The following is a 15,807-nucleotide window of genomic DNA, read 5'->3' on the forward strand; positions in this document are numbered from 1 at the left end:
GTCAGTTCCCAGTCCTCAGGGTCCTCAGGGCGTAGTCGTTGACGACGACGAGCGCCTTGCCTGCTTGGTCGGTCAGGGTGATGTCGAAGCGCTGGACGGCGACGGCGCCCCCGCCCGCGCGGCGGCGGATGTGCGCGACGCAGGCGTCGGGCAGCGGCTCGCGGATCTCGATGGCGCCGACCGAGAACGGCAGGAACAGCCGGTCCACGCCGTCGCCGCCCGGCCCCATGACGGCGATGACCGCCTGGAAGGCGCCGTTGATCAGGGCGGGGTGCAGCACGTCGCCCGGGTGCCGATCAGTAGGAGCGGTGGTAGCGGTGGTAGCCGTAGTAGCCGTAGTAGCCGTAGTAGTGGGCAGCATCAGGTGGGCCAGCGCCTCGTCCGCGCGGAAGCGGACCTCCTCGATCACCTGGAACGCGGGCCCGTTGTCCAGGCCGACGGCGGCCATGGCGGCGTAACCGGCCTCGCCCGTCATCTTCAGGTCGCAGCGGGCGGTGATCCCGGCGAGGTCGAGGACGCCGAGGTCACCGAGGGCGTCGAGGTCACGCGGATCGCCGGTCTCCAGGTCGAGACGGGCCTCCATGCAGACCCGCTCCTGCGCGTCGAGGGAGACCCGCACCAGCACGGAGCTGTCCTCCGGGAAGAGCCGCACCGTGACGTCGACGGGCTCGTCGGCGACCTCGATCGGGTGCTGCCACAGCACGTCCCGGATGGAACGGACCTCGTGTTCCAGGCTGAACGCCCCCGCCAGGCGGGCCATCTCCAGCGTCGCCGACCCCGGCAGCACCTTCCGGCCGCCGACGAGGTGCCCGGCGAGGAAGGGCTCCTGGCCGGTGAGGGTCGCGGTGAAGCGCTGCTCGAAGAAGGACGAACGGTTCTCGTGGAGGAGGGGGTGGAGGCGGGGCGCGGGCGCCGTGGGGAGGGGGGTGGCCGCCTGGGGGGAGGGCAGCCAGTGGCGCTGCCGGGCGAACGGGTAGGTGGGCAGGCTGAGCCGGGCCCGGCGCCCGGCGGGCTGCGGGAGCGCCGCCGGCCAGTCGATGGTCCGGCCGCTCGCCCACGCCTCAAGCGCTGCACCGTGATCGCCGCCGTGGTCGCCGCGCACGACGGCGGGCGGTCCGGCGCTCTGGCCCCGGCCCCGGCCCCGGTACGCCACGGGCCGCCCGGCCAGGAAGTCGGCCAGGCCCGCCTCCAGTTCGGCCTGCGAGGAGACGAGGAAGCCGAGGCGTTCCTCGTAGGACTCGCGCCCCACCTGGAGGGTGTACGCCACGTCCGCCAGCTCGGCGCTGCCCAGGGTGCGCTCGCGCAGCCAGCCCAGCAGGCGTTCGGCAACGCCGCGCAGCTGGTCCTCGCGGCGCGCGGAGAGGGGAACCGCGAACGGCCCCTCGGCCGCGTCGGAGGCGGCGGCCGGCTCGTACGCGGCGACGATGACGTGGGCGTTGGTGCCGCCCGCGCCGAAGCCGGAGATGCCCGCGATGCGCGGGCCTTCCCAGGCAGTGACCCGCTGCGGCACCGTGAACGGCGTCGCCGCGAAGTCGATCTCCGGGTTCGGCTCGGCGGAGTGGAGCGAGGGCACGATCTCTCCGTGCCGCATCTGGAGCAGCACCTTGCTGACCCCGGCGATCCCGGCGGCGCTCTCGCAGTGCCCGATGTTCGACTTCACCGAGCCGAGGTAGCACCGCTCGGGCGCGCTGTCGCCGAACGCCCTGGTGAGGCTGGAGACCTCGATCGGATCGCCGAGGCGGGTGCCGGTGCCGTGGGCCTCGATGTAGCTGATGGAGCGGGGGTCGACGCCGGACGAGTCGATCGCGCGGCGGATCGCCGCCGTCTGGGCGTGGGGGTTGGGGACGGTGTAGCCGTTCGTCTTCCCGTCGTGGGTGACGGCGGTGCCCTTGATGACGCCGTAGATGTGGTCGCCGTCGGCCTCGGCCGCCGCCAGCGGCTTCAGCAGCACGGCGCCGACGCCTTCGCCGGGGGTGTAGCCGTCGCCGTGCGCGCCGAAGGACTCGCACCGGCCGCGCGTGGAGGCGAAGTGGTTCTTGCCCAGCATCAGGAACTTGTTGGGGTGGAGGGAGAGGTTGACGCCCCCGGCGACCGCCGTCTCGCACTCGCCCGCGCGCAGGCTCTGGCAGGCCAGGTGGATGGCGACGAGGGAGGAGGAGCACATGGTGTCCACGGCCAGGCTCGGCCCGTGGAAGCCGTAGTGGTAGGAGACGCGGTTGGCGATCGAGGCGGCGCTGCCGTTGAGGGTGATCATCTCGCCGCGGAGCTGCTCCTGGGCGGCGTAGAGCTGGTACTCCTCGTACATCACGCCGACGTAGACCCCGACGCTCCGGTCGGCGAGGGCGGCGCGGGTGTAGCCGGCGTCCTCCAGGGCGTGGTGGACGCACTCCAGGAAGACGCGCTCCTGCGGGTCCATGATCTCGGCCTCGCTGGGCGAGATGTTGAAGAAGAGGGGGTCGAAGGAGGCGGCGTCGTTCAGGAAGCCGCCCCAGCGGGCGTAGGTCTCGCCGGAGTAGGGGGTGAGGTCCCAGCGGTCGCGGGGGATCTCGGTGACGGAGTCGGTGCCGTTGCGGAGGTTGGTCCAGAAGGCCGCCATGTCGTCGGCCTGCGGGTAGCGTCCCGCGAGGCCGACGATCGCGATGTCCCCCGCCGCGCCCCTTCCCGAACGGGGGGGCGTGGCCCTCCAGGCCCCCACGTTCCAGGGGGCTCCGCCCCCCGGACCCCCGTCGCGGACCTGCGGGTCCTTGGGTGGGGCGGAGGGTTCCGGGTACGTCGCCGCAAGCGCCCGGGCCAGTTCGCCCAGGGTCTGGTTCTCGAAGAACAGCGTCTTCGGGAGGGGGCCGAAGTGCTGCTCCAGGCGCTGCGTCAGGTTGATGATGAGCACCGAGTCGATGCCGTAGTCCTCCCAGGGGACGTGCGCGTCGATGCGGTCGGGGGCGAGGCGGATCTCGTCGGCGACGATGGCCTTGAGCGCGGTGGTGAGGCGTTCGGCCGGGTCGGCGTCCTCGGGCCGGGGCTCCGGCAGCGTGTTGCGGGTCTGGGCGCGCAGGTACGCCCGCAGCTTCGCGGCGTTGCCGGCGAGGGCGAGGACGTGGCTCTCGCCGGTCGCGACGCAGGCGTCGAGCATGCTGAGGCCGGTGGCCCTGTCCAGCAGGGCGAGACCGGCGGAGTCGGCGGCCCTGCGGGCCTGTTCGGCGCTGATGCCCATGCCGCCGTCCTGCCAGAGCTGCCAGTTGATGGACAGGGTGTGGCCGTGGCGCTCGCCGCGGGCGACGAGTCCGGCGCGGTGGACGGCGTAGTGGTCCATGAAGGCGTTCCCGGCGGCGTAGTCGGCCTGGCCGACGTTGCCCGCCGCGCCCGCAAGGGAGGAGAAGACCAGGAAGAACTCCAGCGGCAGGTGGGCCGTGGCCTCGTCGAGGGTGACCAGGCCGACCGTCTTCGGGCCGAGGACGGTGAGGGCGTCCTCCGCCGTCTTGCCCGTGATGAGCCGGTCCCGGACCACGCCGGCGCAGTGCAGAACGCCGTGTACGCCGCCGTGCTCGCGCTCGACGCGCGCGACCAGCTCGCGCACGGCCGCCGCGTCCGTGACGTCGGCCTGGGCGTACTCGGCCCGCCCGAACTCGCCCAGGAGCGCGGCGGTCCGCGGGCTCGGGGCGGAGCGGCCGGTGAGGATGAGCCGGGCGCCTGTGGTGTCGCGGGCGATCTCCTTCGCCATGAGCAGGCCGAGGCCGCTGGCGCCGCCGGTGATGAGGTAGACGCCGTCGTCGCGCCAGAGCCGGCGCGGGGAGCCCTGCGGCTGCGGCATTGGCGGCGCAGGCAGCTCGGCCCACTCGCGGACGGTGCGGCGGGCGCCCGCCGCGTAGCGGATCACCTGGTCGACGGGGGTGGCGCGCTCCTCGCGGAGGCGTCCGGCGAGGAGGAGGGCGGGCTGCCGTCCGTCGGGGTCCTCTGTCTGGATGAGCTGGCAGCAGACGGCAGGGTGTTCGGCGTGGAGGGTCTGGAGGAAGCCGCCCAGGCCCGCGCCGGGGGCCACGACCTGGAGGAGGACGCGGCGCTTGCGGTTCTCCTCCAGGATCGCCTGGGTCTGGTGGAGGAGTGCGAGGGCGTGGTCGCGGAAGCGGGCTCCGGTGTGCGTCGCCCCGCTGTGGAGGGCGCGGCAGTCGGCCTCGGGGAGCTGCCGGGCCAGCTCGGGCAGGACGCCGTCGGCCGGGTCGCAGACCAGCACGATCCACCGGTCGAAGGGCGCGGGGGCGGGCGCGGGGGCGGGGTGCTGGTCCGTCGGGAGCGGGCGCTCCTGCCAGCGGGGGGCGAGGAGGAGGCGTTCCGGCTCGCTCTCGGAGGAGTCGTGGCCGTCGCCGGCGTCGAAGGCGTAGGTCTTGAACGCCACCTGGTCCAGGCGGACCACGACACGGCCGGCGCCGTCGCACAGGGTGATGTCGATCCTCTTCAGGCCGCCGCCACTCGATGAGGAGGCGCGCAGGTGGGCCCACATCGTCGGCTCCAGCGTGCCGGTGATCCGGGCCTCGTGGACGGCGAAGGGCAGCTCGGCCGAGGTGGGCGAGGTGGGCGAGGCGCTGATGCCGTGAGACAGCTCCGCGTCGGGCAGGGCGAGGGCGAGCGTGGCCTGCAACGCCGCGTCGAGCAGGGCGGGGTGGAGGGCGTAGCGGCCGAAGTCGGCGGCGGGGCCGGCGGCCTGGGGGAGGCGTAGCTCGACCAGCACCTCGTCCTCGCCCCGGTGGACGGTCTCGATGGCCTGCTGGGCCGGGCCGTAGTCGATGCCCATCTCGGCGAACGCCCGGTAGTACCAGGAGCCGTCGAGCCGCTGGCGCGAGCAGGCGGCGCGCAGAGCGTCCAGGTCGACGGCGTTCTCGGGCACGGCCGCCTGGTTCACGTGCACGCTGCCCCGGCAGTGGTCCGCCTCGCTGTGGATGCGGAAGCCCACGTGCCCGGCGGGGTCCGGGGTGAGGGTGATGTGCAGGACGCGGGCGTCCCCGGCCACCGCGAACGGGCGCAGCCACACGACGTCGCTCAGCCGCAGCCCGGCGCTGTCGCGCATCGGCTCCGGCAGGGCCTCGCGCACGGCGGCCAGGGCCATCTCCAGGTACGCCACGGCGGGCAGCAGTCTCTGGCCGTTGACGCGGTGGTCGCGCAGGAAGAACTCGCCGCCGGTGAGGGTGGTGGAGAAGCGCAGGCCCTCGATGGTGGAGCTGTTGCGGTGCAGCAGGGGGTGGAGTGCGTCCGTCGCGCCGGGCCGGATCTCCAGCATGCCGCTGACCCAGCAGCGTTCCTCGGCGAACGGGTAGCCGGGCAGCGGCACCCGGCGCGGGGGCCGCTCGCCGTACAGCAGGGGCCAGTCCATGGCGATGCCCTCGACCCACAGCTCGGCGGCCCGGGACAGCTCGCGGTCGCGCAGCAGGCCGGAGGTCAGGTCGGAGTCGGCGATCAGGGCGATCAGCGACCTGGACTGCTGCTTCGCGGCGCGGCAGTTGCCGGTGAAGACCTGCGGTGAGGCGGCGTCCGGGCCGCCGTCGAGGTAGCCGGCCAGCAGGGTGACCAGCTCGCCGAGGTCGTCGGCGACGACGGCCAGGCGCTGGTCCATGGCCTCGCGGCCGACCTGGAGGGTGTACGCGATGGCGGCGGGGTCCGCGCCGCCGAAGGGCGCCGCCGGCGCGGGGGCGGTGGCGGGAACGTGGGCGGCCCACTGGGCGAGGCTGTGCAGCTCGTTCACCTCGGCGAGCGGCGCGGCGTCGACGCCGAACTCCGCGCCGCACCACTCGCGGAACGCCTGGCAGCCGATCCGGTCCAGGCCGTACTCGATGAGGGCGAGGCCGGGCTCGATGTCGGGCACCGGCACGCCGAGATGGGCGGCGAGCCCGCCACGCAGCCGGGCGAGGACGGAGTCCGGATCCGGGTCCGGGTCCGGGTCCAGGGCCGGGGCGGCGGAGAGGAAGCGGGAGACGACCGCGCGCAGGCGGTCCTCGTCGCGGGCCGAGAAGACGTACAGCTGCGGCTGCCCGGTGCTGTGCGAGGGCCGCTCGTCCGGCACGTACTCCTCGACCACCAGGTGGGCGTTGGATCCGCCGGCGCCGAACGCGCTGATCCCGGCCCGGCGCGGGTGCCCGGCGGGCCGCCGCCACTCGGCCAGCTCCTGCTGCACCACGAACGGGCTGCCCGCGAAGTCGATGTACGGGTTGAGGGTGCGCGAGTGCAGCGAGGGCACGAGCTGCCCGTGCCGCATCTGGAGGACCACCTTGGTCAGGGCCGCGATCCCGGCCGCCGACTCCAGGTGGCCGATGTTCGACTTCACCGACCCGATCGCGCAGAACCCGGTGTCCGAGGTCGTCTCACGGAACGCCTTGGTCAGGGCGTTGATCTCGATCGGGTCGCCGAGGGAGGTGCCGGTGCCGTGGGCCTCCAGGTAGGAGATGGTGCGCGGATCGACGCCCGCGTCGGCGAGTCCGGCCCCGATCAGCTCGGCCTGGGCGGCCGGGTTGGGGACGGTGAAGCCTGAGGTCCGGCCGCCGGCGTTGACCGCGCTGCCCTTGATGACGGCGTGGATGTGGTCGCCGTCGGCGATGGCGCGGTCCAGGGACTTCAGCACGACGGCGCCGACGCCCTCGCCGGGGACGTAGCCGTCGCCGCCCTCCCCGAAGCTGCGGCAGCGCCCGTCCGTGGAGGCGAACTTGCCCTGGCTGAGCAGGATCATCTTGTGGGGGTGCAGGGTGAGGTTGACGCCGCCCGCGATGACGACGTCCGACTCGCCCCGGCGGATGCTCTCGCACCCCAGGTGGACGGTGGTCAGGGACGACGAGCACATGGTGTCGACCGCGATGGAGGGGCCCGTCAGGTCCATGGCGTACGACACGCGGTTGGCGATCGCGGCGAAGGACGACGGCACGGGGACCGGTTCGCCCTTCATCTCGGCGTAGAACAGCTCGTACATCCCGTACATGACGCCGACGTAGACGCCGACGGTCTGGCCGGCGAGCGCGGCGCGGGTGTATCCGGCGTCCTCGACGGCGTGCCAGGCGGTCTGGAGGAAGAGGCGCGCCTGCGGGTCGAGGAAGTCGGCCTCGCCGGGGGAGATGGTGAAGAACAGCGGGTCGAAGCGGTCGACGCCGCGCAGGAAGCCGCCCCACTTGGCGTACGCCGTGCCCGGGGTGTCGCCGTCCGGGTCGAAGAAGCGGTCATGGTCCCAGCGGTCGGCGGGGACCTCGCGGATGCTGTCGGCGCCGGCCTTGAGGTTGGCCCAGAACTCGTCGAGGTCGTCGGCGTCGGGGTATCGCCCGCTGATGCCGACGATGGCGATGTCGCGGCTGCCGCCGCTCGCACGGGGGGCGGGGGCGGGAGCGGGCGCCGCCGTGGTGAAGCGGGAGCGGGTCGATGCCTTCTGCGGTGCCTTCTGCGGTGCCGGGGAGCCGAAGAGGCGGCGCACGTCGGCCTCGCGCTGGGTGAGGAAGTGGTCGACCAGCTCCTCGATGGTGGCGTACTCGAAGAACAGGGTCTTGGGCAGCTCCCCGAAGTCCTCCTCCATGCGCCGGGTCAGGCTCATCATGAGGATCGAGTCGATGCCGAAGACCTCGAAGGGGTCGCGGGCGTCGAGCTTTCCGGCGTCGCTCTTGGTGCGTTCGCTGATGACCTGCCGGAGGTACGCCGTCATGCGGCTGCGCAGCGCGCCGTCGGAGGCGGCCGCCACCCGCACGGGCGCGGCCCCCGACTGGGGCTGGGGCTGGGGCTGGGCCTCGCCGTCCGCCGTCACGCCGAAGGCGCGGCGGATCGCGGCGGCGTCCCCGCTGGCGTAGATCAGGTGCGGCTCCCCCAGGTGCTCCGCGAGCCGCAGCGCGTCCTCCAGCGCCCGGCACCCCTCCTCGGCGCCCAGGCCCGCGACGCCCAGCCGCTGCCGGAGCTGCCCCGCCGCCTCCGCCTCGATCGTCATGCCGCCCTCGGTCCACAACGGCCAGCCGACGGACAGCGTCCGGCCCGAACGCCGCCCCTCGCGCCGCAACCGCTCGCGCGCGCGGGCGAAGCCGTCCTGGTAGGCGTTGGCGAAGCAGTAGCCGCTCTGCCCGGCGTTGCCGAGCACGGCCGACATCGAGGAGAAGAGGACGAAGCAGTCCAGCGGCTCGTCGCGCAGCGCCTCGTCGAGGTGCTGGGTGCCCGCGACCTTGGCGGCGAGGACGGTCGCGAGGTCGTCGGCGGTGGTGTTGCGGACGAGGGCGTCGCGGAGCGTCCCGGCCGAGTGGATGACGCCGTCGATGCGGCCGAAGCGCTCCTTGGCGCGCGCGATGAGGGCGGAGACGTCGGCGCGGCGGGAGACGTCGGCCGGGATGTACAGCGCCTCGGGCCCGAGCTGGGCGAGCCGCTCGCGCAGGGCGTCGTCGTCAGGCTCGCGGCGGCCGGTCAGGACGAGGCGGGCCTGGTAGGTGGCGAGGAGATGGCGGGCGACGACGAGGCCGAGGCCGCCGAGGCCGCCGGTGATGAGGTAAACGCCGCCGGTGCGGAAGACGGGCGCGGGCCGAGCGGCCACCACCGCCTCGGTGACATCGGCGGTGGTGAGCACCTTGCGGGTGTCGCCGTCCCACAGCACCTCGGCCGGCTGCGGCGACTGCGGCTGCGGCTGCGGCTGCGGCTGCCCCAGCTCGTGGCGGAGCCGGTCGGCGGCGTCCTGCGGGATGGTCAACCCCACGGTCCGGGCGACCAAATGCGGGTCCTCCTTGGCCAGGCAGCGCAGGTATCCCCCCATGGCGTGGTGCGGCGGCCCGGTCATGGCGTACACGTACAGCAGCTCCATGGGGCGGCGCGGCTTGCTGCCCGCGAGGGCGCGCGCGAGGGCGTGCACGGCGTACAGGGCGCGCTCGTCCGGGGTGGAGGCCACGAGAACGAGCCGCTCGGGGAGCAGATCGCGGCCGCGCAGCTCCGCCAGCATCCGCGCGTAGTCGTCCTCGGCGTCCGGCCGGAGCGTGAAGCGCGTGCCGCTGGCCGCGTACGCCGTTCCCTCGGCGGCCTCGATGAGCTGCCCGTCGGCGCAGGCCCGGCGTACGCCGCTGCCGAGCGGGCCGTCGTCGGCGAAGAGCAGCAGCGTCCGGGCCGGGGCGCCGGCTGCGAGGGCTGGAGCCGGGGCGGACGCCTCCTCCCAGCGCCGGGTGAGAAAGACGGGCTGCTCGGCGGCGGCGGCCTTCAGGGTGAAGCCGGTGATCTCGACGGCGACGGCGCCGTCGGCGTCGGTGATCGTCACGTCGAAGGTGCGCCCGGCCGGACCGGAGCCGGTCGCGCGGACGTGGGCGTACGCCGTGGCGGGCAGCGCGGCGAAGCAGCGGACGCGGTCCACGGCGAACGGCAGGTGCAGCCCCGAAGGCTCCGCAAGCTCCGCAAGCTGCGCAAGGAAGGGAGCGACCGCCTGCCAGGCGCCGTCGAGGAGGGCGGGGTGCAGGGCGTACGCCTCGTCCACCGTGTCGAGTCGGAGCGCCGCCAGGGCCTCCGTGGCGGTGGCGGAGTGGTGCAGCTCGCGCACGGTGCGGAACGCCGGACCGTACTGGACGGCGGCGCCGTCCGGGTAGAGCGTCGCGGTGTCCACCGGGGTCGCGCAGCGCTCGCGGATGGCGGGGAGGTCCAGCGGTCGGGGGGCCGCCACGGGGTTGAAGCCGATCCTGCCGCTGGCGCAGGGCGTTCCATCGACCCCGGCCTCGAAGTCGGCCGCCGCGTCGCCGGCGGGGAGGAGGCTGATCTCGACGGTGGTGGCGGCGCCCTGGTGGGCGATGGGCCGGGACCAGACCACGTCGCTGATCTCGGTGACGGCCCGGCTCGCCGACAGCTCGCCCGCCGCGCGGGCCATCTCCACGACGGCGGCGCCGGGCAGCACCGCGCCGCCGTCCACGCGGTGGTCGGCGAGGAAGAACTCCTCACCCGTGAAGACCGAGCGGAACCTCTGGCGGGTGAAGTCCGAGACGTTCTGATGCACCAGCGGGTGAAGCGGCGCGGTCGCGGTCGCGGCGGGCGCCGCGTCGTCCGCCGGGTACCAGTGGCGCCGCCTCTCGAAGGGGTACGCCGGCAGCGGGATCCGCCGCCCCGGCTCGACCGCGTCGCCCCCGTCGTCCCCGTCGTCCCCGTCGTCCCCGTCCGGCCAGGCGACGGGGGTCCCCTCGGCCCACAGCCGCGCCGCCTCGTCCAGCGAAGCGGCCCGCTGCGGCCGGCCCTTGGGGCGCCCCGCCGGGGCCGTGCCACGGTGAACGCCGGGCCCGTCGTGCCGCCCCAGCGCCTCGGCGAGCCCGCCGAGGTCCCGCGCCACGATCGCCAGCCGCGCGCGCATGGCCTCGCGGCCGTGCCGCAGCGTGTAGGCCACGTCGTCCGGGTCCACCTCGTCCGCGTGGCGGGCGAGGTACGCCGCCAGCTGCCGCGCCCGCTCCCCGAGCTGCGGCTCGGTCTTCGCCGACAGCAGGAAGGCGCGTTCGCGGTCCGTGCGGGATCCCTTGTGCCGGGCGGCCGGAACGTACTCGTCGATCACGACGTGGGCGTTGGTCCCGCTGAAGCCGAACGAGCTGAGGCAGGCGCGCCGCGGCCCGCCGTCCGCCGGCCACTCCCAGGGCCGCGACTCGGTGTTGATGTAGAAGGGCGAACGCGCGAAGTCGAAGTGCTCGTTCGGCGTCCGGACGTGCAGCGTCGGCGCGAGGGTGCGGTGCCGCATCGACAGCAGCACCTTGTGCAGCCCGGCGACGCCCGCCGCCGCCGACATGTGGCCGACGTTGGACTTCACCGAGGCGATCGCGCAGAAGCCGCGCCGGTCGGTCCAGGTGCGGAAGGCGGCGGCCAGCGCCTCCAGCTCGATGGGGTCGCCGAGCTTGGTGCCGGTGCCGTGCAGCTCGGCGTAGCTGATGGTCTCCGGGTCGATGCCGTACCGCTCGTACGCCGCCTTGACCAGCTCGATCTGGCTGCCGAGGTTCGGCGCGGTGATGCCGTTGGTCTTGCCGTCCTGGTTGATGCCGCTGGCGGAGATCAGGCCGTAGATGTGGTCGCGGTCGCGCTCGGCGTCCGCCAGCCGCTTGAGCACCACGGCGCCGGCGCCCTCGCCCGCGACGAAGCCGTCGGCGCCGTTGTCGAAGGTCTTGCACCGCCCGTCGGGCGACAGCATGCCCGCCGCGCACATGTGCATGTACCCCTCGGGCGTGAGGTAGAGGGAGACGCCGCCCGCCAGGGCCATGTCGATCTCGCCCCCCCGCAGCGCCTGGACGGCGAGGTGGACGCCGACGAGCGAGGACGAGCAGGCCGTGTCGATCGTCAGGGCGGGGCCCTTGAGGTTGAGGTAGTACGCCAGCCGCCCGGCGGCGATGGCGTCGCTGGCGCTGGTCACGCTGGGCCGCTCGGCGCCCTGGGCGTGAACGAGGGTCTGGTAGCCGCCGTTCGACATCCCCAGGTAGACGCCGCAGTTGCCGCCGTCCAGGCTCTGGCGGGTGTACCCGGCGTCCTCGAAGGCGCGGTACGCCTCCTCAAGGAAGATCCGGTGCTGCGGGTCCATCATCTCCGCCTCGGAGGGGGAGATCTCGAAGAAGTGGGAGTCGAAGCAGTCGGCGTCGTCCAGCAGCCCCATCCAGCGGCAGTAGATGCTGCCTTCCTTGCCGACGGAGGGATCGTAGTAGCGGTCCATGTCCCAGCGGGAACGCGGGATCTCGCGAACGCCGCTGCGGCCCTCGTCGAGCATCTGCCAGTACTCGCCGAGGTTGGTGGCGGTGGCGTACCGGCCCGACATGCCCACGACCGCGATCGGGGACGACGGCGGCTCCTCGGGCGCCGGGTCGGGGACGGCCACGACGGGCGCCCGCTGCTTGAGGTCCCGTAGGAGTCTGCGGGCCTCCTCGGGCGTCACTCGCTTCTCGCGGAGGGCGGTGAGGATCTCTTGGACAGTCATGCGTCAGGCCTCCTTCGCCTGCGCGGCCAGGGCGGCCGTGGCCTGCAACACGTCGATGTCGCCGTCGTAGACCTGGGACAGCAGCCGGTCGAGGCCGTCCGTGGGGTCCGGGGCCGGCGCTGGGTCGGGGGCTGTGGGGATTTCACCGGCCAGGTACTCGGCGAAGAGCAACAGATTCGGATACTGATAAATCCTCGTCGTACCCACCGACGTACCAAACCGCCTATTCACCGCACGAACCCACTCCACACCAACAATCGAATCCAACCCCAACTCCGTAAAACTCGCCTCAACATCAACCTCATCCACCTCGACAAACAACTCCCGGGCAAGGCTCGCCCGCAACTCACCAAGCAACTCCACAGACGACGCAGCGGCAACCGGCTCGGGCTCGGGCAGCGGCTCGGACGCGGGCTCGGACGCGGACGCGGGCAGCGGGAGGAGGGTGATCCGCCGGGCCGTGCGCTCCGGCACCGCCGCGTCGTTGGCCATCCGCGCGGCCATCTCCGCGACCGGGCGCAGGGTGATCACCTCGTCCGTCTCCGCCGGTGCCACCGTCGGAGCCGCCGCCTCGGCGGTGTGGGCGCGGTGCCCGCCGATCCACAGGTGCCTCGCCGCGAAGGGGTAGGTGGGCAGGCTGATCAGCGTCGGGGCCTGCTCGAACAGCTCGTGGAACGGCACCGCGTGGCCCTGGCAGTAGAAGTCGGCCAGCGCCTGGAGGATCTCCCGGTGACGCCCGTGGTCCCGCCGGGCGCCCGGCGCCTCGTCGACCAGGTCGCGGATGAAGCCGGTCACGGCGGCGTTGGGGGCGAAGTCGCGGGCTACGGTGCCCCGGTAGACCATCAGCGGCGTCTCGCCCTGCGCGGCCTGGCGCAGGAGGCGTACGGCGTCGTCGCGGTCGCGGACGACGAGCGCGCAGCGGTGAGCGAAGTGGTGCCGCCCGGACATGAGGGTGTGGCTCACCGAGGCCAGGTAGCCCGCCCCGGCGTCGGCCTGCGCCTCCAGGTGGTCGGCCAGCCCGGCCAGGGCCCGCCCCAACGCCTCGGCCGTCTTCGCCGACACCGGCAGCAGGTACGTGGGCGCGGCGGGCTGAGCCTCCAGCGCCGCCCGGTCCTCGCGTGCCGTGCCGTGGGCTTGGAGGATGACGTGGGCGTTGGTGCCGGAGAACCCGAAGGAGCTGACCCCGCCGCGCCGCGGGCGCCCGTCCCGGGTGTGGGGCCAGGGGCGGGGCTCGCGGTTGACGAAGAACGGGCTGTCCTCCCAGCGGATGTAGTCGCTCAGCTCCTCGCAGTGGATGCTCGGCGGGATCACCTCATGCCGCATCGCCAACGCCAGCCCGATCACCCCCACCAGACCCGACGCGGCCTGGGTGTGGCCGACGTTCGGCTTGGTGGAGGTCAGCGCGCAGAAGCCCGTCCGGTCCGTCTCGGTCCGGACGGCGTCCACCAGCGCGTTGATCTCGATCGGATCGCCCAGGCGGGTGCCGGTGCCGTGCGTGACGATGTAGTCGAGCGTGTCGGGGACGACCTCCGCCCGCTCATACACCTCCGTCAGCAGCCGGGCCTGGGCCTTGCCGCTGGGGGCGGTGATGCCGTTGGTGCGGCCGTCGTAGTTCACGCCGCTGCCCAGGATGCTGGCGTGGACGCGGTGCCCGTCCCGCTCGGCGGCGTGCTGCTTCTTCAGTACCAGCACGGCCACCGCCTCACCCGGCACCATGCCGTTGGCCCGCCGGTCGAAGGCGTACGTCGTGCCGTCCTGCGAGAGCATCCCGGCCTCGGCCATGGCGTCGTAGCTGCGCGGGTCCGTGAGGATGTTGGCCCCGGCGACGATCGCGGTGTCGCAGTCGCCGTAACGCAGGCTCAGACACGCCTCATGCAACGCCACCAGCCCCGACGAGCACGAGGTGTTGATCGCCATGCTCGGACCAGCCAGATTCAGGAAATACGCCAGCCGAGAGGCGAGGATCGAGTTGGTGTTGGACGTGACGCTGCCTTCGTTGCCGACGAGGAGGCGGTAGTCGCCCTCCTCGACGCCGACGAAGACGCCGACCTTCTCGCCTGCCACGGTTCGTTCGCCGTACCCGGCGTCTTCCAGAGCCCGCCACATCTCCTCAAGGAGGAGGCGCTGCCTGGGGTCCATGACCTCGGCCTCGCGTGGCGAGATCTCGAAGAACTGCGGATCGAACTCCGCCGCGCCCGGGATCGCACCGATGCGGCGCTCAACGCCGACGGCCTGGGCCTCCGGCGACCACCACTCCCGCCGCTCACGCGGCATCTCCCCCACCACACACCGGCCCTCGGCCAGGACCGACCACAGCTCGTCCACCGACCGCGCACCCGGGAAACGCCCACTCATCCCGACGATCGCGATGGGACCAGCCGCCCCCGGGGCCGGAGCCGGAGCCGGAGCCGGGGTGCTCCGGCGCGCCACGCGGCGGCGGAGTTCGGGCGCGGGCCGCCGCCCCGGGGTGGGGGTGGCGGCGGCGTGCCCGCCCTCGCGGTCGCGGTAGAACGCCTCCACCGTCTCGCCGTGGGCGTCGAGCAGGTGGCCCGCGAGCCCGGCGAGGGTGGGGAAGCTGAAGAACACATCCGGGGTGAGGTCCACCCCGAGCCGCTCGACCAGCACACCCGCGAACTCGACCAGACTGATCGAGTCGAACCCGTAGTCCTGGAGATTCGCCGACTCGTCGAGCTTGTCGGCCGGGAGCTTCAGGAGCCCGCTCACGGCATCCTTCAACTCCCACTCCAGGCACTGCCCCACCGACCAACCCGCCATCACCGCCCGGCGACCCGGACCCGCAGCAGCCACCACCACCTCAGCAACGGTGGCCGCCTCGCTCTCCTCGAAGGCGATGCCGACGAGCTCGGTCAGGAGCGTTCCGTCCTCGCCGTAGAGCCTGATGGCCGAGGCGGCGGGCGCGGGTTCGACCGCCGCCCACGCCGCCGGACCCGAACCGTGGAAGCGGACCGTGCAGATCGCGGCCAGGCTCTCGCCCCCTGACATGGTGCCGAGGCAGGCGTTCACCTGGCTGGGTACCAGGGCCAGGCCATCTCCCTCGGCGTTCGACGCGGGCTCAAGCCGCAGCAGCCCGTTCTCGTCCACCTCCGCGAGGTCGATCCGCTCGACGCCGCCCGTCGCGCAGGCGCGCAGCGCGCGGCCGGTGGTGCACACGCCCTCGTCGGTCTGGACGGCCCACTCGATCGCCTCGCCCTCCCCCGGGAAGAGGACGACGTGCACCGGCACCGGCTTCTCCTGCCCGCCGAGGTCGATCGTCTCCAGGCAGGCCACGTCCCGCAGCTCGACGATCCGGTCGTCGTCCCCCGTGCTCAGGCGCACGGCGGCCCGCGCCATCTCAAGCTGGGCACCGACCGTGAGAACGCCGTCCAGCAGGGAGGTGAAGCGCTGGCAGGTCATGTCCGAGGTGTTCTCGTGCACCAGCGGGTGGAGCCGCCTGGTCCCGGTCTTCTCCCGGGTCGTCGTGGCATCGGGAGGCTCCGGCGCCCAGTACGTCTCCGGCTCGAAGGGGTAGGTCGGCAGGGCGACGAGCGCGGGCCGCTCGGCGAACAGCTCGTGGAGCTTCGGGCTGTAACCCTGGCAGTAGAAGTCGGCCAGCGCGGCCAGAACGTCCTGGTAGCGGGCGGGGTCGGCGGCCTTGTCCACCAGCTCCTGTACGACCTCGGCCATGGCGGCGTTGGGGGTGAAGTCGCGGGCTACGGTGCCTCGGTGGACCTTCAGCGGTGTTTCGCCCTGGGCGGCGTTGCGCAGGAGGCGGACGGCGTCTTGGTGGTCGTGGACGATGAGCGCGCAGCGGTGGTCGAAGTGGTGCCGCCCGGACATGAGGGTGTGGCTGACCGAGGACAGGGCGTCTGCCTGCGCGTCCAGGTGGTCGGCCAGCTCGGTCAGCGCCC

At 73.4% G+C, this 15,807-nt stretch carries 2 protein-coding genes; both read right to left on the minus strand.

Translation table 11 applies throughout. From position 1 onward, the window contains the following. Position 1: 1 nt before the first annotated feature. Positions 2–11,899, minus strand: coding sequence for an SDR family NAD(P)-dependent oxidoreductase (locus ACTWQH_RS26875; RefSeq protein WP_443289345.1), 11,898 nt, complete (start codon positions 11,897–11,899; stop codon positions 2–4). Positions 11,900–11,902: 3 nt separating this feature from the next. Continuing rightward, the coding region (locus tag ACTWQH_RS26880; protein ID WP_443289346.1) for a beta-ketoacyl synthase N-terminal-like domain-containing protein at positions 11,903–15,807 on the minus strand (3,905 nt) is incomplete at its 5' end.

This window comes from Streptomyces sp. 6N223 (genome assembly GCF_052246635.1).
Lineage (GTDB): Bacteria > Actinomycetota > Actinomycetes > Streptomycetales > Streptomycetaceae > Streptomyces.